This is a genomic window from Oceanospirillum sp. (assembly GCF_982874595.1).
In genome coordinates, this window is sequence record NZ_CEYNZH010000002.1 from 125,620 (window position 1) to 143,512 (window position 17,893).

Below are 17,893 nucleotides of genomic sequence, written 5' to 3' on the forward strand. Positions count from 1 at the left end.
GATAGACAGGGTCGCCCTGAGCTAAGTGTGAAAGGATCATATCTGTGAAATATGGCTTAAAACACCGGATCATCGGTGCCATTATTTTGCTTTCCCTCGCGGTCATTTTCCTGCCGATTATGCTGGATGGTGGCGAGCGTCCCCAGCTGCCACAAACCACTACGCCCATTCCGGCACCCCCTCCTAAGCCTGAGATCCGGGTTCGTAAACCTGTGCCCGAAGAACGTCCTGATATTGTCAAAGAAGCGCCTCAGCGCGATCAGTGGCAGTCCGGTTTGACCGAACGTCATACACTGGCTGCGTGGACACTTCAGGCGGCAAGTTTCAAAGACGAAGCCAATGCGATGAAGTTACGGGATCGCATTCGTGCCAAGTCGATTCGCTCCTATGTGCGAGAGCGAGCTCCCTATTTTGTTGTATATGCGGGGCCTTTTGCCGATCCTAAAAAAGCTGATCAAGTTAAAGTGTCACTTAAAACCGACTTTGGTATCAACGTGCTGATGGTGAGCTATGATCCCATGGCAGATGTGCGCCAGTAGGTCAGAATGAAAGGCTTGCAACGTCAAGGATTAAGGCCTTAATACAAATAACAGGGCAAGTGAGCTGCCTGATAAATTAAGTAAGGAGTCGTTATGGTCTGGGTCGATTGGGCTATTATTACAATTCTGTTGCTTTCCGCTGCTTTTGGCCTTATGCGGGGTATGGTAAGAGAGCTGATTGCTCTGGGTACTTGGATTGCGGCGATCATGATCGCTCGAATGTTTGGTCCTCAGGTCAGTGAGATGCTGGCTCCTTATGTGGATAGCGAGACGATACGTGCCAGTATGGGCTTTGTCCTGACAGCTGTTGTGATTGTGATCCTCGGTTCCATGATTTCCAAGGTTGCCCGTAGCCTTGTTAATGCAACAGGGCTGGGTGGCTTTGACCGTATTCTGGGTTTTGTTTTTGGTGGTATTCGTGGCGTGGCTATTCTGGTGGTTCTGACGGCTGTTGTCAGTCTGACCTCAATGAAAGATGCCCCATGGTGGAGCCAGTCGCAGTTTATCCCTATGTTAGAAGATTTACGAGATCAGGCGGCAGGCCTGGTTGATAGTCAGATCAGTTAATTGTTTTGTTTGAAGTAGTCTAACCCCCAAGAGGTGATACTAGATGTGCGGAATCGTCGGCATTGTTGCCAATAGCAGTGTAAATCAGGCCATTTATGATGCCCTAACTGTCCTTCAACACCGTGGACAGGACGCTGCCGGTATGATGACTTGCCAGGATGGCCGGTTTTTTCTGCGTAAAAGTAATGGCCTGGTGCGCGATGTTTTTCGTACCCGTCATATGCAACGTCTGCATGGCAATATTGGTATTGGTCATGTGCGTTATCCGACCGCTGGTTCTTCCAGCGAGGCAGAATCTCAGCCGTTCTATGTAAACTCGCCATACGGTATCGCTCTGGCCCATAACGGTAACCTGACCAACTCCAAAGATCTGGCGGAAGAGTTGTTCAATACCGATCTGCGTCATATCAATACCACCTCAGATTCTGAAGTGCTGTTGAATGTTTTTGCTCATGAGCTGGGTAAACAGGGCCTGCAGCTGACACCGGAAGATATCTTTGACGCTGTCCGCCGCGTGCATCGTCGTTGCAGTGGCGGTTATGCTGCGATCGCTATGATCAGTGGCCTTGGCTTGGTAGCGTTCCGCGATCCTCTTGGGATTCGTCCTGCGGTATTTGGTAAGCGTGAAACCGAACAGGGCACCGAGTATATGGTGGCCTCTGAGAGTGTTGCGTTGGATGTACTGGGCTTTGAACTGGTGCGTGATATTGCACCGGGTGAGGCGATCTACATCAGCAAGCAGGGTGAGATCTTTACCCAGCAGTGTGCCGATAAGCCTAACCCACGCCCTTGTATTTTTGAGCATGTGTATCTGGCACGTCCTGACTCTATTATGGATGGCATTCACATCCATAAATCCCGTATGCGTATGGGGCAGAAACTGGCAGAAAAGATCAAGCGCGAACGCCCTGACCATGGCATTGATGTGGTTATCCCGATTCCGGATACCAGCCGTACCTCGGCTCTGGAACTGGCGCACCACCTGGGTGTGACCTTCCGTGAAGGTTTTATCAAAAACCGCTATATCGGCCGGACCTTCATCATGCCGGGTCAGACCGAGCGTAAGAAATCCGTACGTCAGAAGCTGAACGCGATTGATCTGGAATTTGAAGGTCGTAACGTGCTGCTGGTGGATGATTCCATCGTCCGTGGAACCACCTGTAAGCAGATCATTCAGATGGCCCGGGATGCCGGTGCTAAGAATGTTTACTTTGCTTCTGCGGCCCCTGCGGTACGCTTCCCGAACGTTTACGGTATTGATATGCCATCAGCGGAGGAGCTGATCGCTCACGGTCGTACCGATGACGAAGTGGGTCAGAAGATTGGTGCTGATTGGCTGATCTATCAGGATCTGGAAGATCTGGTCGAGTGCGGTAAAGAGGGTAACCCTGAGATTGAGGGCTTTGACTGTTCGGTATTTAACGGTGAATACGTAACCGGTGATATTGATCAGGCTTACCTTGATCGTATCGACGCAGAGCGTAACGATGATGCCAAACAGGATTCAAATCCTAAAGTCGATGTTGTAATTGATATGCACAATGACAGTACCGGCGACTAAGTCGGGCTTAAGAGGCAGCCGGTGGCATTAAAATTGTCATCGGTTGTCACTGCTGCGTTTTGAATGAAACCTCTCCATGCTTTGACCTCTTAGCCAGAGACTTTTACCTATTGTCCGTTTGCATAGCTTTGCAGCTATCTGTCGGGCTGCCAGAGCTAACAAAGAGCACCCTATGAACGATTTTGATATCAATGCCCATGAATGGGGGCTGGAAACCTTAGGCGTTCGTGCCGGTCAGACCCGCTCCGCTGAGGGCGAGCACAGCGAAGCGATCTACCCGACCTCCAGCTTTGTTTTCGGTTCAGCCGCTGAGGCTGCTGCCCGTTTTTCCGGTGAAGAGCCGGGTAATGTCTATTCCCGTTTCACCAACCCTACCGTGCGTATGTTTGAACAGCGTATTGCAGCACTGGAAGGTGGTGAGAAGGCTGTCGGTACGGCATCTGGTATGGCCGCGATCCTGAGTACCTGCATGGCTATGCTGGAAGCCGGCGATCACATTGTGGCATCGCGTAATATTTTTGGTTCCACTGTTAATCTGTTTGAAAAGTATATGAAGAAGTTTGGCGTCAGCATCAGCTACGTGGATCTTCAGAATTACGACGGTTGGGCCGAGGCAGCCCAGGAACGTACCAAACTGTACTTTCTGGAAACGCCGTCTAACCCATCCTGTGAGCTGGCGGATATTGCGAGAGTTGCCGAGATTGCTCACAGCAAAGGGGCAAAGTTGATCGTTGATAACTGCTTCTGTACACCCGCTCTGCAGCGTCCGTTGGCAATGGGTGCGGATATCGTGATCCACTCAGCGACCAAATATCTGGATGGTCAGGGACGTTGTGTCGGTGGTGTTGTGGTCGGTAATGCTGCAGATATGGAACAGGTTGTTGGTTTTGTACGTACCTGCGGCCCGAGCCTGAGTCCGTTTAATGCCTGGGTGTTCCTCAAAGGTCTGGAAACCCTGAATCTGCGGATGAAAGCCCATAGCGAGAATGCACTGGCATTGGCTGAGTGGCTGGAGCAGCAACCTCAGGTTGTTAAGGTGAACTATTCAGGACTTGTATCGCATCCCGATCATGAGCTGGCTAAAAAGCAACAATCAGCCTTTGGTGCTGTGTTGTCGATCGAAGTGCGTGGCGGTAAAGAGGGTGCCTGGACGGTCATCGATAGCACCGAGATGATGTCTATCACAGCGAACCTGGGTGATGTGAAAACGACGATTACTCATCCGGCCAGTACCACTCATGGACGTATCAGCCAGCAGGAACGCGATGATGCGGGAATTACTGATGGTATGCTGCGTATTGCTGTCGGCCTTGAAACACTGGATGATCTGAAAACGGATCTGGCTAGGGGATTGGCTAAAATCTGATCTGCCGTACTTCCTGCAGTAATGAAAAAGGCGCTTCTGATGAAGCGCCTTTTTTGGTTATCTGCTGTCAGGGAATCAGCGCAGATAAAACACAATGCGAACCTGACTGCGGAAAGCAACTTCACCCGGCTGGTAATCAGCTTGTGGCTGAGGAGCGGCATCAGCCATCATCATCACCTCTTTACGGGCAACCGGCATCGGACGGTCTGCGCCAGACTCTTCGATCATATAAGCCTTACCAACCTTCTGACCCAGTTGACGCGCCATGAGCTCTGCCTTTTCTTTGGCATTTTTCACCGCTTTGGCCAGAGAACGTTGCTGAAGTGCATCGGCCTGACTGTGTGAGAAGATAACCTGTGCCATAGAATCGACCTTGGCAGAAAACACCTCATCCAGTACATCAGGATAGATGCTCAGATCACGGATATGGAACTGCATGCTGCGGCTGACTTTGGTGCCGATCTGGACGCGTTTGTTGTTTTCCCAGCGATATTCCGGCTGAACACGCACCTGACCAGCTTCGATATCTTTGTCATCCAGATTAAATTTGCGGATGCTGCGTAACAGCTGCTCGCTGCGGCGTTCGACGTTATCACGGGCCTTGCTCAGGTGTGGGCTGACATTTTCCAGTGTCAGACTCAGGGTTACCTGGTCCGGCAGGGTGTACTCCACCCCTTCCGCCTGAACGATAATATGAGGTTGCTCCGGGGACTGGGCATAGGCCTGTAATGCCAGTGTCATCCACAGAAAACCGGCAAAAGCGATCAATTTATTTTTCACGGGTGTATCCTTTCGTTGTCGGAAGGCTGTGATCAGAAGCATGCTAAGAGTCTGATACAGCCGATAGCTTCTGGACAGAGGACTGCTGACAAAGTTCAGTGTCAGACTTCAGCATAACTTATCACAAAGCTGGCTGTGATTAGTTAACGCGTATTATGTAGTGAAGAGAGGCGGATGTGATTAGCTTTATTCTTGGTGGTGCCCGTTCCGGGAAGAGTGCTTTGGCGGAAAGAATAGCTTCTGATAGTGGTTTAGCAGTGCACTACCTGGCAACGGCACAGGTGTGGGATGATGAGATGGCTGATCGGGTTCAGCATCATCAGAGTAGCCGTCCTGCTGAATGGCCTACCACCGAAGCTCCCCTTGATATTATTCCTGTGATTCAGGCTCAAGCCTGTGATCAGAAGGGCTGCGTCCTGTTGGATTGCCTGACCCTCTGGATGACCAACCTGTTGCTGCTGGATGATGATCAGGCTCTGGCAGAACGCCAGCAGGCGTTCCTTGATTTTCTTCGTCAGGGTGTTGAGGGCCATCTGATTCTGGTCAGTAACGAAGTCGGGCAGGGCGTTGTACCCACCAACAAACTGGCCAGGCGCTTTGTCGATGAGTCCGGCCGACTGCATCAGAGAATCGCAGAGGTCGCGGATGAAGTCATCTTTGTTACGGCAGGTATTCCTCAGGTTTTAAAAGCAAGAAATACTGGTTGAAGTGACCCCTAATGATTGGATGATCAACATTTAGTGCTACTTTGGTATGAAGATGCATATTAGCGCCAATGGTCTCAGTGCTCCCTTCGCTAACTGGAAGCCACTTCTGCCAAGGCTCATGATGTGGGGTTGCTGACCTGTTTACACGGTGACGAAGAGTGAGTGTGAGGTGGTTCAGTGCAGGCTATCACGGTGTGCATAAGCGTGAGGAACATAAAAAAAGATCTAGGTTTATCGTCTAACGACCTAGTCAGCGCAAACAGAGGGATAAGGATGATCAGAGAGAAAAGTTCGAGCAGAAAAAGCCTTGATGGAACATCTGTTACGGTATGTAAAGCAGGTTTTGGGTTATAACAACGCTCGTTACAAGGGGATCATGAAAAAACGGTCAGAACCTATATGCTGTTGGTTTTTTCCAATTTGTTAATCACAGACAAGCTTCGCGCGTCATAGGGTTGGTGCGCCTGAAACTCGGTAAAACCGGGAAATCAGGCGAGAAACGGAGCCGAGTGGCTTGCGGAAATGAGTAAGAATACCTCTGCAGTTTGAACGTCTGCTGATAACGGCTGAAGCGGGTTAGCCACTAAGTGACACAGAGGTTCCTTAACAGATAGATTATAAGTTTTACTCTATGACCTTTTGTTATTTTTTCTAAAAACTTCTGTTAATAGAATTTCCTGTATGAGGCTCAAACTCTACTATTCCAATCAAATCTTGGCCAAATATAAGGTTACCCGTATTTTTATTGAGCCACATAGGACCATAGTTAAGAGAGTTAATTTTCATCGGGCCGCCCATACAAAGTGGGAACCAGCCCCAATCATACTTTGCACCACAACTCTTATGGGCAAGCAGATATTTATTCTTAGCAGGGTCATAAGCTGTAACGGTAACAGAGTTCATTTTCCCAGAAATCCAAAACACTTCACGCTTATCATCCCATACGACATGACGCCATGCCGGTGGCTTGGGGCCTTTTCGTGTTATCGCTTTTCGGTCACCGGTGTCAGGGTTAATTTCATAAAATGTCTTTTCACCTGAAGAGTGTGCATAAACTTTTCCATTATGGAAGGTGTAGCCCATCATGGTGCCACGCATATCGAACCCACGGCCTTTTTTAAGTCCATCATCACGCTGGCCGCTAAGTGTTAAGAAATCACACTTTTGTCCATCATTACTGATACGGGCAATACCAACACCGCCCATTTTTATATTGCTGAACCCAATCAGGAATGAACCATCTTTGGGGTCAACTGCGAAACCTTCCTGTGTGTACTGGACATACTTTTGGGTTTCCCTGCGGACTGTTTTTCGGCCTGAAGGACATTGTCCGTATTTACCATTGCGCCCTTCCCAAACCAAAGAACGGTTACCGGTTTCAGGGTCAATTTTGAATACTCGTGCGCCGCCGCCTGATTTTCCTTGCTCATAACCAAAGCCATACCAGAAGCCATCAGGGCCAGGTTTGATATCTTTAAGCTCAAAGAATGAAGGGCCCTCTGCAATCACCTTGTGACCATATTCATCCTGAGAATCACCGCTGATAAAGCGGCGTGACCAGTCGTCCATATTATAAGCAACAACTAAACCTTTAGATTCTTTACCGGCATCCCACTGCACGGATGCGATGAGTTCATTGTTATCATAGTCAATAAAGCCACCAGTAATTTGCGAGTTATAGAAGTTCGCAAATGAAGGCCCTTCACCAATGTTTACCCCCATATTTCTGGCAACTTCTGTGGGGCGCTGACAAACATGGATACCGCCGGTGTTACTCCGATTTGTACCGCAACGGCAGTCTGCAGGTAGGGATGTTTTATGCTCTATCTGATGGGTTAGCGGACAGCTCCTATCGGCGTAAGGGCTATTAGGGTCTGTAAGGGATATTTCTTCGGAGAATGCAGGCCCCGACAATATAATAAGTACTGCGGGTAGTAGCATTTTTTTGATTATCATGTGAGAGTCCATTTGATCATGAAGTTATTAAGTCTGCTCTTCTGGCAATGACGGATTATATCTATATGTGCATTTTATTTTTGCTGATTGAGTCACAAATTAATTGATTTCATGATGATCTATTTATTGGTATCTGACGTTATATCATCTGATATTATTTAATTTTTAATAAGGGATTTCCGAAAATGAGAATACTGTTGTCTCTAAAAGCTTTATTCGTATTGAGCACCCTTGTTCTGTTTGCCTGTACCGGTGTGCCGGAAAAGGTCACCCCGGTATCCGGTTTTGAACTGGATCGTTATCTGGGCAAGTGGTACGAGATTGCCCGTTTGGATCACTCTTTTGAGCGTGGCCTGAGCCATATCAGCGCTAACTATTCACTTCGGGATGATGGCGGAGTCCGAGTGATTAATCAGGGCTTTAGCGCTGAAGAGGGAGAGTGGCAGCAGGCTGAGGGCAAGGCTTACTTTGTTGAATCAGCGGATCAGGGTTATCTGAAAGTCTCTTTCTTTGGTCCCTTCTACGGCTCCTACATCGTGTTTGAATTGGATCAGGAAAACTACCAGTATGCCTTTATCTCAGGGCCAGACACCGACTATCTCTGGTTGTTATCACGAACGCCAGAAGTATCTGATGCGTTGAAACAGCGCTTTATTGCCGAGGCGGCCAAACGGGGATTTGCTACCGACGAACTGATCTTTCCGGATCAGAAAGCTGCCAGTAAACCTGGCGGTGAGCCTGAGGCGCTTTAGGACTAAGGGGACTCGGTATGAGCTACACCACGCCAAAGAATCAGATCAACCCCAAAAAGTTGCTGCACAGTAAATGGACAGCGGTAGAGCCCATGGATCGGGAAAAGCACTTTCTGGTGACGGAAGTGGAGTTCGATGAGGAGGGCATTGTGATCCGTTGCGAACTGGAAGCGGTGATCTCTCATAACCTTTACCCAATCAACTGGCGGGATCTGAAAGATGCCAGCCGATGGAAGCAGGGCTGGAAATAGCCTGCGATCATCTGAGGGAGACAGCGACCTACCCATTTTCCTCTTTGCGTAAGCCCATAGAGGTTTTCTGCCTTGGGCGTTAATCGATCAGGTATGTATTCTGCAAAAAAACACAATTTTAGTATCTTCTTATTTAGCTGGGGTTTTTCTTCGTGTAAACTCTTATGACTTAAAAGAATATTCTTATACTAATTTGTTTTGTGTTGTCCGGTTTTCATAACTGCCAACATACTGCAGGAGTGAACTGATGAAAAAATCCCTCACAATTTCGGCAATGGTTGTGGCTTTAAGCAGCCCTCTGATGGCTCAGGCCGAAACTCAAAGCCCTGAACAGCTTAAAGCTGAAGCCAAAACCGTGATTCAGTCGCTAGCAAAAAACCTCATGGGCGAACTGAAAAGCGCTGCGAATGAAGGCGGCTTGCCTGCAGCGATTGAAGTTTGTAATACCAAGGCGCTGCCTCTGACGGATGATATTTCCGGAATGAAGGGATGGCAGATCAGCCGTACCAGTCTTCGGTTGCGTAATCCGCAGAATGCTCCGGATGCCTGGGAGCGAAAAGTGCTGGAACAGTTTGCGACACAGGCTGAGCAGGGCGCAGACCTTAAAAAACTGGCTTATGCGGAAGTGATAACCGCTGATAATGGCGAGAAAACTATGCGTCTGATGAAAGCGATTCCTGTAGCAGAACAGTGCCTGGCCTGTCACGGCAGTAATCTTAAGCCAGAAGTCAGCGCACGCCTGAATGAGCTCTACCCTCACGACAACGCCACTGGCTTTCAGGCGGGTGATCTCCGCGGTGCCTTCTCTCTGGAAAAACAGCTTTAAATACAGCGTCATATCCAGCAAGCAGATGCCGCTTGTTGATGATAAAGCTGATTGAGAATAAAGACCGGTTCAGAGCCGGTCTTTTTTATTGGCCGATCTTTCTTCCTGCAACTGATTTTTACTGCTGGCGACGACTGGCAAAGTAGCTGGCCAGCAGAATCAGACCACCCCCAAGCAGCTGTATGCCGCTCAGACTTTCACCCAGCCAGATAATGGCAAAGAGGGCACCAAAGGCGGGTTCCGATCCGGTCAGCAAAGCGACCCGTGATGAACTGGTGTGGCGTACACCGTAGTTCTGAGCAAACAGAGCAAACAGCGTACAGAAAAAGGCCAGATAGAATGCGGCCAGCCAGAACCCTACCGACTGAGGCAGTAGCTGGGCTACCGGATAATCGCTGAAGGCAAAGATAATCAACGCACCCACCGCCACCACATTGGACTGAATGCTGGTGGTACTGATCGCCGACAGGGTGCTGTTTTTCGACAGACGTTCCGTGGTTACCACCATAATCGCCCGCAACAGAGCGGCCAGAAGAATCAGCTGATCACCGAGGTTTAAGCTGAACCCGCTATCGACGGTTGCCGCCTGCTCGGTTTGGGTCAACAGATAGACCCCAAAGAGAGACAGTAACGCACACCCCAGAATCAGAGGTTCAGGGCGTTGGCGCTTTACGATGGCCTCAACAAAAGGCGTCATCAGCACACAGAGGCTGATCAGAAAGGCTGCTCGTGAGGCACTGGTATGGAAGATGCCGTAGGTCTCTGCCAGAAAGATCGCCAGCAGAATAGCCCCGGTGGGCAGTGCCCGATAGAAATCTCCGGTTTTGCCCTGTCGCATCTCCCGCAGAAACAGCGGCAGCAGCATCACGGAGGTCAGGCAAAAGCGGATCGCGATAAAGGCCAGCGCGCTGGTAAACAGCAGGGCTTCCTTGGTAACACCATAGCTGGTGCCCCAGAAAAACGCCACCAGCAGCAGTGACAGTTCCGGAACCGGCAGACGGTTTTGAAGGTGTACAAGGTTTTGCCGGTTCAGTGGCAGACCAAAAAGTGAACGGGTGCTTTCAGTTTGCATAACGAGCCTGTTAAAGATGCATGCTGAGGCCTTTAGGCCCACAGCGGGGTATTCCTGTCCTTGCAATCAGACGTGATAAACAGCGCTGTTTGTTTATGGATGAGCATGCTAACTTCAAACCGGTAGTGTGATAATCGTGCTTTAACTCATAAGACTTGTGATTCATGGACACAAATAAACTGATTCCTCTGTTGCCGGATATGGCGGCCTATGTGGCGGTGGTGGAAACCGGCAGCTTTACCCGTGCCGCTGAAAAACTGGGTATTACTCCCTCCGGTGTCAGCCGTCAGGTCTCCCGTCTGGAGACTGCCCTGTCCGCCGTATTGATTGAACGCACCACCCGCAGACAAACTACCACTCAGCTGGGGCAGGAGGTGTACGAGCAGTGCCGCAATATGCTCGACAGTGCCCGTGAAGCGGTCTCCGCCACAGAAAGCGAGGCTACCGAGGTACGTGGGCGCTTACGCATCGCGGCTCCTAAGGCTTTTGCCCGCCAGGTGCTGGAGCCGCATCTGCGCCGGTTTATGCAGCAGCATCCGGCGATCTCCCTGCATGTGCAGGTGACGGATCAGCGGCTTGATCCTGGTTATCACGATGTGGATATCGTTTTTGTGGTGGCGGCAGAGCCCCATGAACATCTGGTGAGTAAGGGCATCGGGCAAGTGCGCTCGATACTGTGCGCCAGCCCCGATTATCTGCAGAACCGTGGAGAGCCACAGCAACCGGCCGATCTTATGGCTCACGACTGTATTCCCCTTGGCTTGTTTGAGCGGGATAACCATTGGCTGCTGACTCAGGGCGAGCGCAAAGAAAAGATCAGCGTTGATGGCCGCTATCTGAATAATCATTCCGAGATGCGTTTACTGGCCGTTAAAGACGGGCTGGGAATCGGCATCTTCCCGGACTTTGTGGTGAGAAAAGCACTGACGGAAGGTGAGGTCGTACAGGTACTGCCGGAGTGGAAACTGCACAGTGATTTTCAGGGCGGGGTTTATATGCAGTATCTGCCGATGCGCTTTATGCCGGGCAAAATGCGCGCCTTTATCGACTTTATTGCAGACGTTAGGCTGCTGGAGTAAGTTCATACCGCAAGTTGTTTTATCGAATGGGTTGCCAATCGAATAATTATGCCCTTTGACTTGGTTTACCTATTTGATTCATAACAGGCACCGTGCGTCTACGATCATTGAGTACACGGGTAGACTCACTTTCAGAGACAAGCGTCCTTTCTAAAATAAAAAGGAAACCCGAGATGACACAACATTCAGGCTCCTGCCTATGTGGCACAGTAAAGTATCAGTTGGACGGTGATTTTCAGAGCTTTTTTCTCTGCCACTGCAGCTATTGTCAGAAGGGCACGGGCAGTGCTCATACCGCTAACCTGTTCAGTCAGAATGCCAGACTGACCTGGTTGCAGGGAGAGGATAAGGTGACGTTTTATAATTTGCCGGAAACCCGTCATGGGCGGAGTTTCTGCAGTACCTGTGGCTCACCTGTGCCCACCAGTCTTGGCGATGGCAAACTGGTGATGGTGCCTGCGGGCAGCATGGACACACCGGTAAGCATTAAGCCAACCGCGCACCTGTTTATCGCCAGCAAGGCTGATTGGGAACAGGATCTGGATCAGGTGCATCAATTTCAGGGATTCCCGGAATAGTTTTTTACACGGCTTCTCTGGAGGGAGCCCATCATGAGTAAGATCAGTCTGAAATCCCCTGAAGAGATGGCGCTGATGCGTGAATCCGGCCGCCTTTTGGCTAAGGTATTTGCCTACCTGGATACCCAGGTAAAAGAGGGCGTCACCACCTTGCAGATTAACGATTGGGTGGAGCGCTATATCGTCGATGAACTTAGGGCCCGCCCTGCCAGCAAGGGCCAGTATGGTTATCAGTACTCCCTGAATACCTCGGTGAATGAGGTCGTCTGTCACGGTGTTCCATCGGATCAGAAGGTGCTGAAATCCGGTGATATCGTTAACGTCGATATTACCCTGGAGAAAGGCGGTTTCATTGCCGATTCCAGCAAGGTGTTCTGTATTGGGGTTGTGACGCCACTGGCGAAAAAACTGGTGGATAAAACCTACGAAGCGATGTGGCAGGGCATTAAACAGGTTAAGCCCGGTGCAACCCTGGGGGATGTAGGCAGCGCCATTGAGCGTTTTGCTAAAGCTAATGGTTACTCGGTTGTACGCGATTATTGCGGCCACGGTATTGGCCGCGAAATGCATGAAGAACCGGAAGTGCTGCACTACGGTACGCCGGGTAGAGGCCTGACGCTGAAAGAGGGTATGACCTTTACCATCGAGCCTATGATCAATCAGGGCAAAGCCAAAATTAAAACCAAGCGGGATGGCTGGACCGTGGTCACGGCAGATAAAAAACTCTCTGCCCAGTGGGAGCACACCATTGCTGTCACAGCAGAGGGTTACGAAGTACTTACACTGCGGGATGAGGAAAATCTGTCAAACTAATCTGCTATCAGAATTTTTACTGAGCAAAAATCTAACTCACTCAGTAAGATAGCTCTCTTTTTTATTTGTCGCAGGATCAGAAAGGGAGCCTGTTCTATGAAACCGGAAACGATGAAAATAGCCATTTATTGTGGTTCTGCCAGTGGAAATAAGCCGGAATATCTGGCCGCTGCTAAGCAATTGGGTCATTACTTTGCAGAACAGGGGATCGATCTGGTCTACGGCGGAGGTAAGGTCGGTCTGATGGGCACTATCGCTGATGCCGTGCTGGAAGCGGGAGGACAGGTTTTTGGTTTTATCCCTAAGGCTCTTGAAGATAAAGAGATCGCTCATACGGGCCTGACCGAACTCACCGTTGTACCCGACATGCACATCCGAAAAGCCGCCATGGCCGATATGGCTGATGCCTTTGTTGCTATGCCGGGCGGCGTGGGAACCTTTGAAGAGATCTTTGAAGCCTGGACCTGGGCGCAACTGGGATATCACACCAAACCCTGTGCCTTCTACAACGTGGCAGGCTTTTACGACCCACTGTTTGCCATGGTCGATTCTGTTGCGGAATCCGGCTTTATGAAGCCGGAATATATCGACATGCTGATCAAAACCGACCAGCCGGAAGATCTGCTTGAGCAGATTCGCAGTTATCAGCCCCCGAAGAAAAAGTGGACCTGAAGAATGGCACTTAGCGTCTGAACCTAAAATTCAGAGGCTTTTTATTTAGTGGTGTCTATTAGGTAATTGCTAAAGACTTATTTTGGTCTTTAAGGTCTGGTAACGACTACTAAGGCCTGATGCATACCTGCTAGGGTTATCCTGACTGGGGAAACTGAGCGACCACATAAAGCTATTAGCTGCGACTTTGCTCACCGATTCGCCGTCAGAAACACCCATCAGCTCAAGCTGTAAGGCTCGTACTTCGGACAGATCAAGCACAGGGTAATCACCGGTCGGTTTCGAGTAAATTCGTGTTCCGTGCAGATCGGTATCATCATCGAAGCCAGACGCAAAGTGCTTACCGTAATGGTTCATAAAACCACCGCCACCGACAATCAGCATGATTTGATGATCGCCATGATCCCAGCCGTTTGAATCGTTATAACGGTAGTTACGGCCAAAATCTCCTCGAAGTATAATCACAATCGGCAACCCGGATTGGTCAATCATCTCAGATGCCGTGTGAACGCCCCTCAGAAGGTTTTTCATACGGGAGGTATACTGATCATCAGCATTGGAGTGCATATCCCATCCGCTATAGGGCATGGAGATATAGTGCGTTTTGTTTTGACTCCGAATCAGCGCCACTGCGGCTCGTAACTGATTACCTATATCGTTATCACGATAAAAGCGGTTGTCTTGATTTGTTTCGTAGTTGTTCTTTATAGCTCGTGCCAGATCCAATTGTTCGCCAGCTGATGAGAATTCTGAGTGAACTTCGCTTTTTTGCTGTTTATAGAGATTAATAAGTGAATTGTAATCATCATCTTGGATTTCATAGGGCCAGCCGGTTCTGGTAAACACGTTTTGTAATCCCTGATCAAATGGGAAATAGCCTTGCGTTCTTCCTGCAAAGGCTTTCCCCCCATCTCCTGTTGCGGCTAGTGAAATGGTGTCAGGGATATCTGTAGCTTGACCTAATGTGCCATAGCTCTGGGAAAAGCCGTGGGCTTTGGAGGAATGCAGGGGGACGACAGATAATTGAGTCAGTCGGTTTTTAGTTAGTAGGTCTTCCAGTACATCGCCTCCGGATTCCTCCCAAAAACCATTGGTTGTTGCAGTCTTATTATTTGAATTAAAACCAGGCGTTTCTGCCGCTTGCAGCATAGCAAGTTCAGAAACCGCAGAGCTTGCTCCACCATACAGAAAAACTTCAATCACAGAGTAAGTGTTACTGGCAGCAAGAACTTTGCTTGAAAAACTGGCAGGCAACATGCCTGCAGCTATTATTCCTGTGGCACCTTTAAGGAAATTTCTTCTGCTGATCTCCATTAATTTCACCTGTTATTGAAAGTTATAGTGTGAGTAATTCATAACAACGATTTGGATAGCCAACAGAATCAAAGATTTTCCTTTTCTGCCTGAATCATTGAGGTAGGTGACAAAACTCGCATCATATTGAATATTTTCAATGCCCCAAATTTTATGATGGACTTCTGTTAATAGCTCAGAGGGTTTTTCGACATATTGGTATAGCGTTAAGAACACACTTTGAGAGATTCCCCAGCTGTAATTATTGCCTGTGTCCGACATCTCTTTGGGGATGCGGGAATCCATGAAAGCAGACATTAGGGCCGTATTAAGAGTGTTCCAGTCAGGTGTGCTGCGTTCCAGCTTTGAGAACAGAGGGGGTGAGCCAATTTGTTCGGTGATTTTTGTAAGTTCTCTTATGTCATTTCTTCTAAGGTGGCTGTTGAGTGCTTTCAATGCCGGTAAAATAATTTCTTCCGGATACTTGGAACGTTTTATTTGCTTTACGGAAGGATGGGTCAGCGCCTCAATATAGATGTCTCTGAATGTCGATAACCCTTTACTACTGATTGACCTAATTACGTCATCAGCTTCATAGCCGTACAGACCTTTAACAATATGTTTGTATATGTGAGGCATAAACTGGTCGTGATTCACTACATAGCTGTATAGCTGATAGGGAGTTGTCAGCTGAGTATCGTTAATAGCTTGGGCCTCTGAGTTACGGTTAAAACTATCGATTTCAAGGGTACCCTGATCTTCATTAAAGCTATAGTTCTGGAGAATCTTGGCCACAATGGGTACCACCTCATCACGAAAATCACCAAGGTAAATCTCAAATACCTCGCGACCATTATCTTCCGGGCTGCGGAAACGAGCCCAGAATATATCGGCCATAAAGTAATCCAGCATGATGCTTCTGACGGAAAGGTTTTGCTCTACCGACGTTCGAATTTTTTCAATATGTGTGTTAGTACGGGCGGAAGAGACGGTATCTAATTCATCCCCCATAGCCAGCACGAAAGTGTTCAGTAGTTGGTATGTGACCCAAAGATCAAAGTATTGCTTTGAGAACTCAGTGCCGTCTGACCGTGCATTAAACAGGAGGTGAAAGAGGATATTCTGTTCTGGCCGGTTACTATCGATGTAATAGCGTTGTTTTTCATAGGTAAGGTCGTTAAAGCCTACAACGCTTTTCTGAGATTGACGTTCAAGATCATAGATGTCCATATCAGCTGGCAAATATAGCATCTGCCTCGCCTTGACATCTAAAGACGAAGTACTGCCGTCACTACCGCCGCAGGCCTGTAACAAACTTGTCCCAGCAATGACCCCCAGTGCTGTAGCTAACTCTTTCATCGCATCACCTAGTCTATGGTTGTTTCATAAGATATTTAACTCTAATGCTGTTTTTTCGGCTTCACTAGTTTTGTTTAATTTTTGTTATGGAGCGATTCAGATGATACTTATGACTTGGCAGGCCAACTTTTTTTATCAATCATTCGCAGATAGCGGCGGTACTGAACGGAGGAGATGTAATTGGACTGGCGCATCCCCTGCAGTATTCTCTGGTATTTACGCTTCAGTGATGGTGTGACATTTCGGTTTTGGTAAAGGGTATAGTGATAGCGGCGGGGGCTTGGCAGCATGAGTGCCAGCCAGGCACCTTCTGCAGCGTTTATCTCAGCCGGTTTTTTGTCGAAGTAATAACGGGCTGCATCGCGCACACCGTAAAGATCCGGGCCAAACTCTGCCATGTTGAGATACAGCTCAATAATCTCGTTTTTACTGAAATGGCGTTCCAGATCCCGGGTAATCACCGCTTCCTGCAGCTTACGGAAGTAACTTTGAGTCTGATTCAGAAACAGGTTTTTAACCGTTTGCTGGCTTAGGGTGCTGCCGCCAAACCGGGTTTCCCCTTTCTTGATATTCGCCACCATGGCATCCAGTAACGCGTTGTAGTCGATACCCTGATGCTCATAAAAACGGGCATCTTCCGCCATGACTACGGCATAAAGCAGATCCCGGTTTACGTACTTCAGCTCAACCCAGTGATGTTTGTTTTTGCTTTTCTCCAGCTTCTTCTCCAGGCGGGTTTCGGCCTGTTGACGCAGCTGACTAAAACTCATCTGCTCCACATCCGGGAGATTGCTGAAAAACAGCAAGAGCCCGCCTGTGATCAGGATGATAACCGAGAGAAACATCCAGCCGAGGAAGTAAACCAGCCGGTTCAGATGGCGCATCGGCCAGGCGATAAAAGGGTTGAGCCAGAGTTTGATTTTATCCAGTCGGGTAGGGGCTTTTTTCTTGCGTGCCACCATGCAGGCTTCCTCGGCAATCCGGTTCCATGAGTATCCGGTTTGAGAGAGTATCAGACTTTCTGACAAAAACCGGAGTAAGAACAAGGGATTATTACATAAATGCAACTAGGACAACGTATCGTAACGGTTTTATTCCAAACGGTAGTTTGAAAGCAGGTTTAGCAGTGTTGTAATGCGACAGCAACACTATCTTCTTGAGGGAAAGAGATGAAAAAAATAATAACGATAGGCTGTGTCGTCTACCTCTTTCTGATTGCTGCGATTTATATCAGTACCCTTGCCCGTGAAGATTTTTCTGCGGATTACGCTGTCGTTTACGGTAATACGGTGCATGAAAATGGTGAGCCTTCTGTACAGCTGAAAGCCCGTATGGCGGCGGCCCTTAAGCTTTATCACAGTGACAGAGTAGAGAAGATCATCGTCAGTGGTGGTTTAGGGAAAGAGGGGCATGATGAAGCCCGGGTAATGGCTCGCTACATGATCGATCAGGGGGTGGTTCCGGTTGATGTTCTTGTTGATAGTCAGGGTTACAACTCTCATGCGACATCGGTTAATGCTGCGAAATTAGTGGGTGTTGATGCCTCTGTGGTGGCGGTTTCGCAGCACTATCATATTGCCCGCACCCGGCTCTCATTGCGCCATGCGGGATTTGGTGAGGTCTATGGCTATTATCCGGAGTATTACAGTTGGAAGGATATTTTCTCGGTGAGTCGTGAAATTCCGGCATTGATGAAATACTGGCTGTTTGATCTGTGAGCCC

19 protein-coding genes are annotated in these 17,893 nt (G+C 48.8%); 13 read left to right on the forward strand and 6 right to left on the reverse strand.

The window, feature by feature from the left end; all coding sequences use genetic code 11:
* Window positions 1-44: 44 nt before the first annotated feature.
* The 4 genes from AC4GL5_RS01905 to AC4GL5_RS01920 all read left to right on the forward strand — a co-directional run bounded on the left by AC4GL5_RS01905 (window position 45) and on the right by AC4GL5_RS01920 (window position 4,033).
* On the forward strand, window positions 45-539 hold the full coding sequence (locus AC4GL5_RS01905; RefSeq protein WP_490381091.1) for an SPOR domain-containing protein: 495 nt from the start codon (window positions 45-47) through the stop codon (window positions 537-539).
* A gap of 93 nt (window positions 540-632) precedes the next feature.
* Window positions 633-1,106, forward strand: a complete 474-nt coding sequence (locus AC4GL5_RS01910) for a CvpA family protein (protein WP_490381092.1) — start codon at window positions 633-635, stop codon at window positions 1,104-1,106.
* Between the two features lie 43 nt (window positions 1,107-1,149).
* Entirely contained in the window at window positions 1,150-2,667 is a 1,518-nt protein-coding gene (gene purF, locus AC4GL5_RS01915) for an amidophosphoribosyltransferase (protein WP_490381093.1), read from the forward strand.
* 172 nt (window positions 2,668-2,839) lie between these two features.
* Window positions 2,840-4,033 carry an O-succinylhomoserine sulfhydrylase gene (locus AC4GL5_RS01920; protein ID WP_490381094.1) on the forward strand — a complete coding sequence of 398 codons (1,194 nt, stop codon included), beginning with the start codon at window positions 2,840-2,842 and terminating at the stop codon, window positions 4,031-4,033.
* 75 nt (window positions 4,034-4,108) lie between these two features.
* On the opposite strand, the gene AC4GL5_RS01925 is transcribed toward AC4GL5_RS01920, so the two are convergent.
* Window positions 4,109-4,813, reverse strand: a complete 705-nt coding sequence (locus tag AC4GL5_RS01925; protein WP_490381095.1) for an SIMPL domain-containing protein — start codon at window positions 4,811-4,813, stop codon at window positions 4,109-4,111.
* Between the two features lie 176 nt (window positions 4,814-4,989).
* On the opposite strand from AC4GL5_RS01925, the gene cobU reads away from it, so the two are divergent.
* Window positions 4,990-5,520 (forward strand): bifunctional adenosylcobinamide kinase/adenosylcobinamide-phosphate guanylyltransferase, encoded by a 531-nt coding sequence (cobU, locus tag AC4GL5_RS01930; RefSeq protein ID WP_490381096.1) that lies wholly within the window; start codon window positions 4,990-4,992, stop codon window positions 5,518-5,520.
* A 651-nt stretch (window positions 5,521-6,171) separates the two neighbouring features.
* Here the strand turns inward: cobU and AC4GL5_RS01935 are convergent.
* Window positions 6,172-7,476 (reverse strand): hypothetical protein, encoded by a 1,305-nt coding sequence (locus tag AC4GL5_RS01935; protein WP_490381097.1) that lies wholly within the window; start codon window positions 7,474-7,476, stop codon window positions 6,172-6,174.
* A 185-nt stretch (window positions 7,477-7,661) separates the two neighbouring features.
* Between AC4GL5_RS01935 and AC4GL5_RS01940 the strand changes: the two genes are divergently transcribed.
* The 3 genes from AC4GL5_RS01940 to AC4GL5_RS01950 all read left to right on the forward strand — a co-directional run bounded on the left by AC4GL5_RS01940 (window position 7,662) and on the right by AC4GL5_RS01950 (window position 9,305).
* A complete protein-coding gene (locus AC4GL5_RS01940) occupies window positions 7,662-8,228 on the forward strand; it encodes a lipocalin family protein (RefSeq protein WP_490381098.1) in 567 nt (188 codons plus the stop codon).
* 17 nt (window positions 8,229-8,245) lie between these two features.
* Window positions 8,246-8,479, forward strand: a complete 234-nt coding sequence (locus tag AC4GL5_RS01945) for a TIGR02450 family Trp-rich protein (RefSeq protein ID WP_490381099.1) — start codon at window positions 8,246-8,248, stop codon at window positions 8,477-8,479.
* Window positions 8,480-8,726: 247 nt separating this feature from the next.
* Window positions 8,727-9,305 carry a Tll0287-like domain-containing protein gene (locus tag AC4GL5_RS01950; protein ID WP_490381100.1) on the forward strand — a complete coding sequence of 193 codons (579 nt, stop codon included), beginning with the start codon at window positions 8,727-8,729 and terminating at the stop codon, window positions 9,303-9,305.
* 118 nt (window positions 9,306-9,423) lie between these two features.
* On the opposite strand, the gene AC4GL5_RS01955 is transcribed toward AC4GL5_RS01950, so the two are convergent.
* Window positions 9,424-10,377 carry a DMT family transporter gene (locus AC4GL5_RS01955; protein WP_490381101.1) on the reverse strand — a complete coding sequence of 318 codons (954 nt, stop codon included), beginning with the start codon at window positions 10,375-10,377 and terminating at the stop codon, window positions 9,424-9,426.
* A gap of 164 nt (window positions 10,378-10,541) precedes the next feature.
* Here AC4GL5_RS01955 and AC4GL5_RS01960 point away from each other — a divergent pair, with 164 nt between their 5' ends.
* From AC4GL5_RS01960 to AC4GL5_RS01975, 4 genes are all read left to right on the forward strand, one after another.
* A complete protein-coding gene (locus tag AC4GL5_RS01960) occupies window positions 10,542-11,456 on the forward strand; it encodes a LysR family transcriptional regulator (RefSeq protein ID WP_490381102.1) in 915 nt (304 codons plus the stop codon).
* Window positions 11,457-11,629: 173 nt separating this feature from the next.
* Window positions 11,630-12,034, forward strand: a complete 405-nt coding sequence (locus AC4GL5_RS01965; protein ID WP_490381103.1) for a GFA family protein — start codon at window positions 11,630-11,632, stop codon at window positions 12,032-12,034.
* A gap of 33 nt (window positions 12,035-12,067) precedes the next feature.
* A complete protein-coding gene (map, locus tag AC4GL5_RS01970; RefSeq protein ID WP_490381104.1) occupies window positions 12,068-12,847 on the forward strand; it encodes a type I methionyl aminopeptidase in 780 nt (259 codons plus the stop codon).
* A gap of 111 nt (window positions 12,848-12,958) precedes the next feature.
* Complete coding sequence (locus tag AC4GL5_RS01975) at window positions 12,959-13,519, forward strand: LOG family protein (protein WP_490381129.1); 561 nt, start codon at window positions 12,959-12,961, stop codon at window positions 13,517-13,519.
* 69 nt (window positions 13,520-13,588) lie between these two features.
* Here the strand turns inward: AC4GL5_RS01975 and AC4GL5_RS01980 are convergent, their stop codons facing one another.
* The 3 genes from AC4GL5_RS01980 to AC4GL5_RS01990 form a co-directional block, all read right to left on the reverse strand.
* Window positions 13,589-14,833, reverse strand: a complete 1,245-nt coding sequence (locus AC4GL5_RS01980; protein WP_490381105.1) for a DUF1501 domain-containing protein — start codon at window positions 14,831-14,833, stop codon at window positions 13,589-13,591.
* Between the two features lie 12 nt (window positions 14,834-14,845).
* Window positions 14,846-16,171 (reverse strand): hypothetical protein, encoded by a 1,326-nt coding sequence (locus tag AC4GL5_RS01985; protein WP_490381106.1) that lies wholly within the window; start codon window positions 16,169-16,171, stop codon window positions 14,846-14,848.
* Window positions 16,172-16,278: 107 nt separating this feature from the next.
* On the reverse strand, window positions 16,279-17,133 hold the full coding sequence (locus tag AC4GL5_RS01990; protein WP_490381107.1) for a transglycosylase domain-containing protein: 855 nt from the start codon (window positions 17,131-17,133) through the stop codon (window positions 16,279-16,281).
* Between the two features lie 207 nt (window positions 17,134-17,340).
* On the opposite strand from AC4GL5_RS01990, the gene AC4GL5_RS01995 reads away from it, so the two are divergent.
* Complete coding sequence (locus tag AC4GL5_RS01995) at window positions 17,341-17,889, forward strand: SanA/YdcF family protein (RefSeq protein ID WP_490381108.1); 549 nt, start codon at window positions 17,341-17,343, stop codon at window positions 17,887-17,889.
* Window positions 17,890-17,893: the final 4 nt, after the last annotated feature.

Excerpts from the sequence above, each read along its gene's own strand:
- AC4GL5_RS01910 (WP_490381092.1), top strand. The coding sequence starts at position 633 with ATGGTCTGGGTCGATTGGGCTATTATTACAATTCTGTTGCTTTCCGCT.
- purF (WP_490381093.1), top strand. The coding sequence starts at position 1,150 with ATGTGCGGAATCGTCGGCATTGTTGCCAATAGCAGTGTAAATCAGGCC.
- AC4GL5_RS01920 (WP_490381094.1), top strand. The coding sequence starts at position 2,840 with ATGAACGATTTTGATATCAATGCCCATGAATGGGGGCTGGAAACCTTA.
- AC4GL5_RS01935 (WP_490381097.1), bottom strand. The coding sequence starts at position 7,476 with ATGATAATCAAAAAAATGCTACTACCCGCAGTACTTATTATATTGTCG.
- AC4GL5_RS01940 (WP_490381098.1), top strand. The coding sequence starts at position 7,662 with ATGAGAATACTGTTGTCTCTAAAAGCTTTATTCGTATTGAGCACCCTT.
- AC4GL5_RS01945 (WP_490381099.1), top strand. The coding sequence starts at position 8,246 with ATGAGCTACACCACGCCAAAGAATCAGATCAACCCCAAAAAGTTGCTG.
- AC4GL5_RS01950 (WP_490381100.1), top strand. The coding sequence starts at position 8,727 with ATGAAAAAATCCCTCACAATTTCGGCAATGGTTGTGGCTTTAAGCAGC.
- AC4GL5_RS01955 (WP_490381101.1), bottom strand. The coding sequence starts at position 10,377 with ATGCAAACTGAAAGCACCCGTTCACTTTTTGGTCTGCCACTGAACCGG.
- AC4GL5_RS01960 (WP_490381102.1), top strand. The coding sequence starts at position 10,542 with ATGGACACAAATAAACTGATTCCTCTGTTGCCGGATATGGCGGCCTAT.
- AC4GL5_RS01965 (WP_490381103.1), top strand. The coding sequence starts at position 11,630 with ATGACACAACATTCAGGCTCCTGCCTATGTGGCACAGTAAAGTATCAG.
- map (WP_490381104.1), top strand. The coding sequence starts at position 12,068 with ATGAGTAAGATCAGTCTGAAATCCCCTGAAGAGATGGCGCTGATGCGT.
- AC4GL5_RS01975 (WP_490381129.1), top strand. The coding sequence starts at position 12,959 with ATGAAAATAGCCATTTATTGTGGTTCTGCCAGTGGAAATAAGCCGGAA.
- AC4GL5_RS01980 (WP_490381105.1), bottom strand. The coding sequence starts at position 14,833 with ATGGAGATCAGCAGAAGAAATTTCCTTAAAGGTGCCACAGGAATAATA.
- AC4GL5_RS01985 (WP_490381106.1), bottom strand. The coding sequence starts at position 16,171 with ATGAAAGAGTTAGCTACAGCACTGGGGGTCATTGCTGGGACAAGTTTG.
- AC4GL5_RS01990 (WP_490381107.1), bottom strand. The coding sequence starts at position 17,133 with ATGGTGGCACGCAAGAAAAAAGCCCCTACCCGACTGGATAAAATCAAA.
- AC4GL5_RS01995 (WP_490381108.1), top strand. The coding sequence starts at position 17,341 with ATGAAAAAAATAATAACGATAGGCTGTGTCGTCTACCTCTTTCTGATT.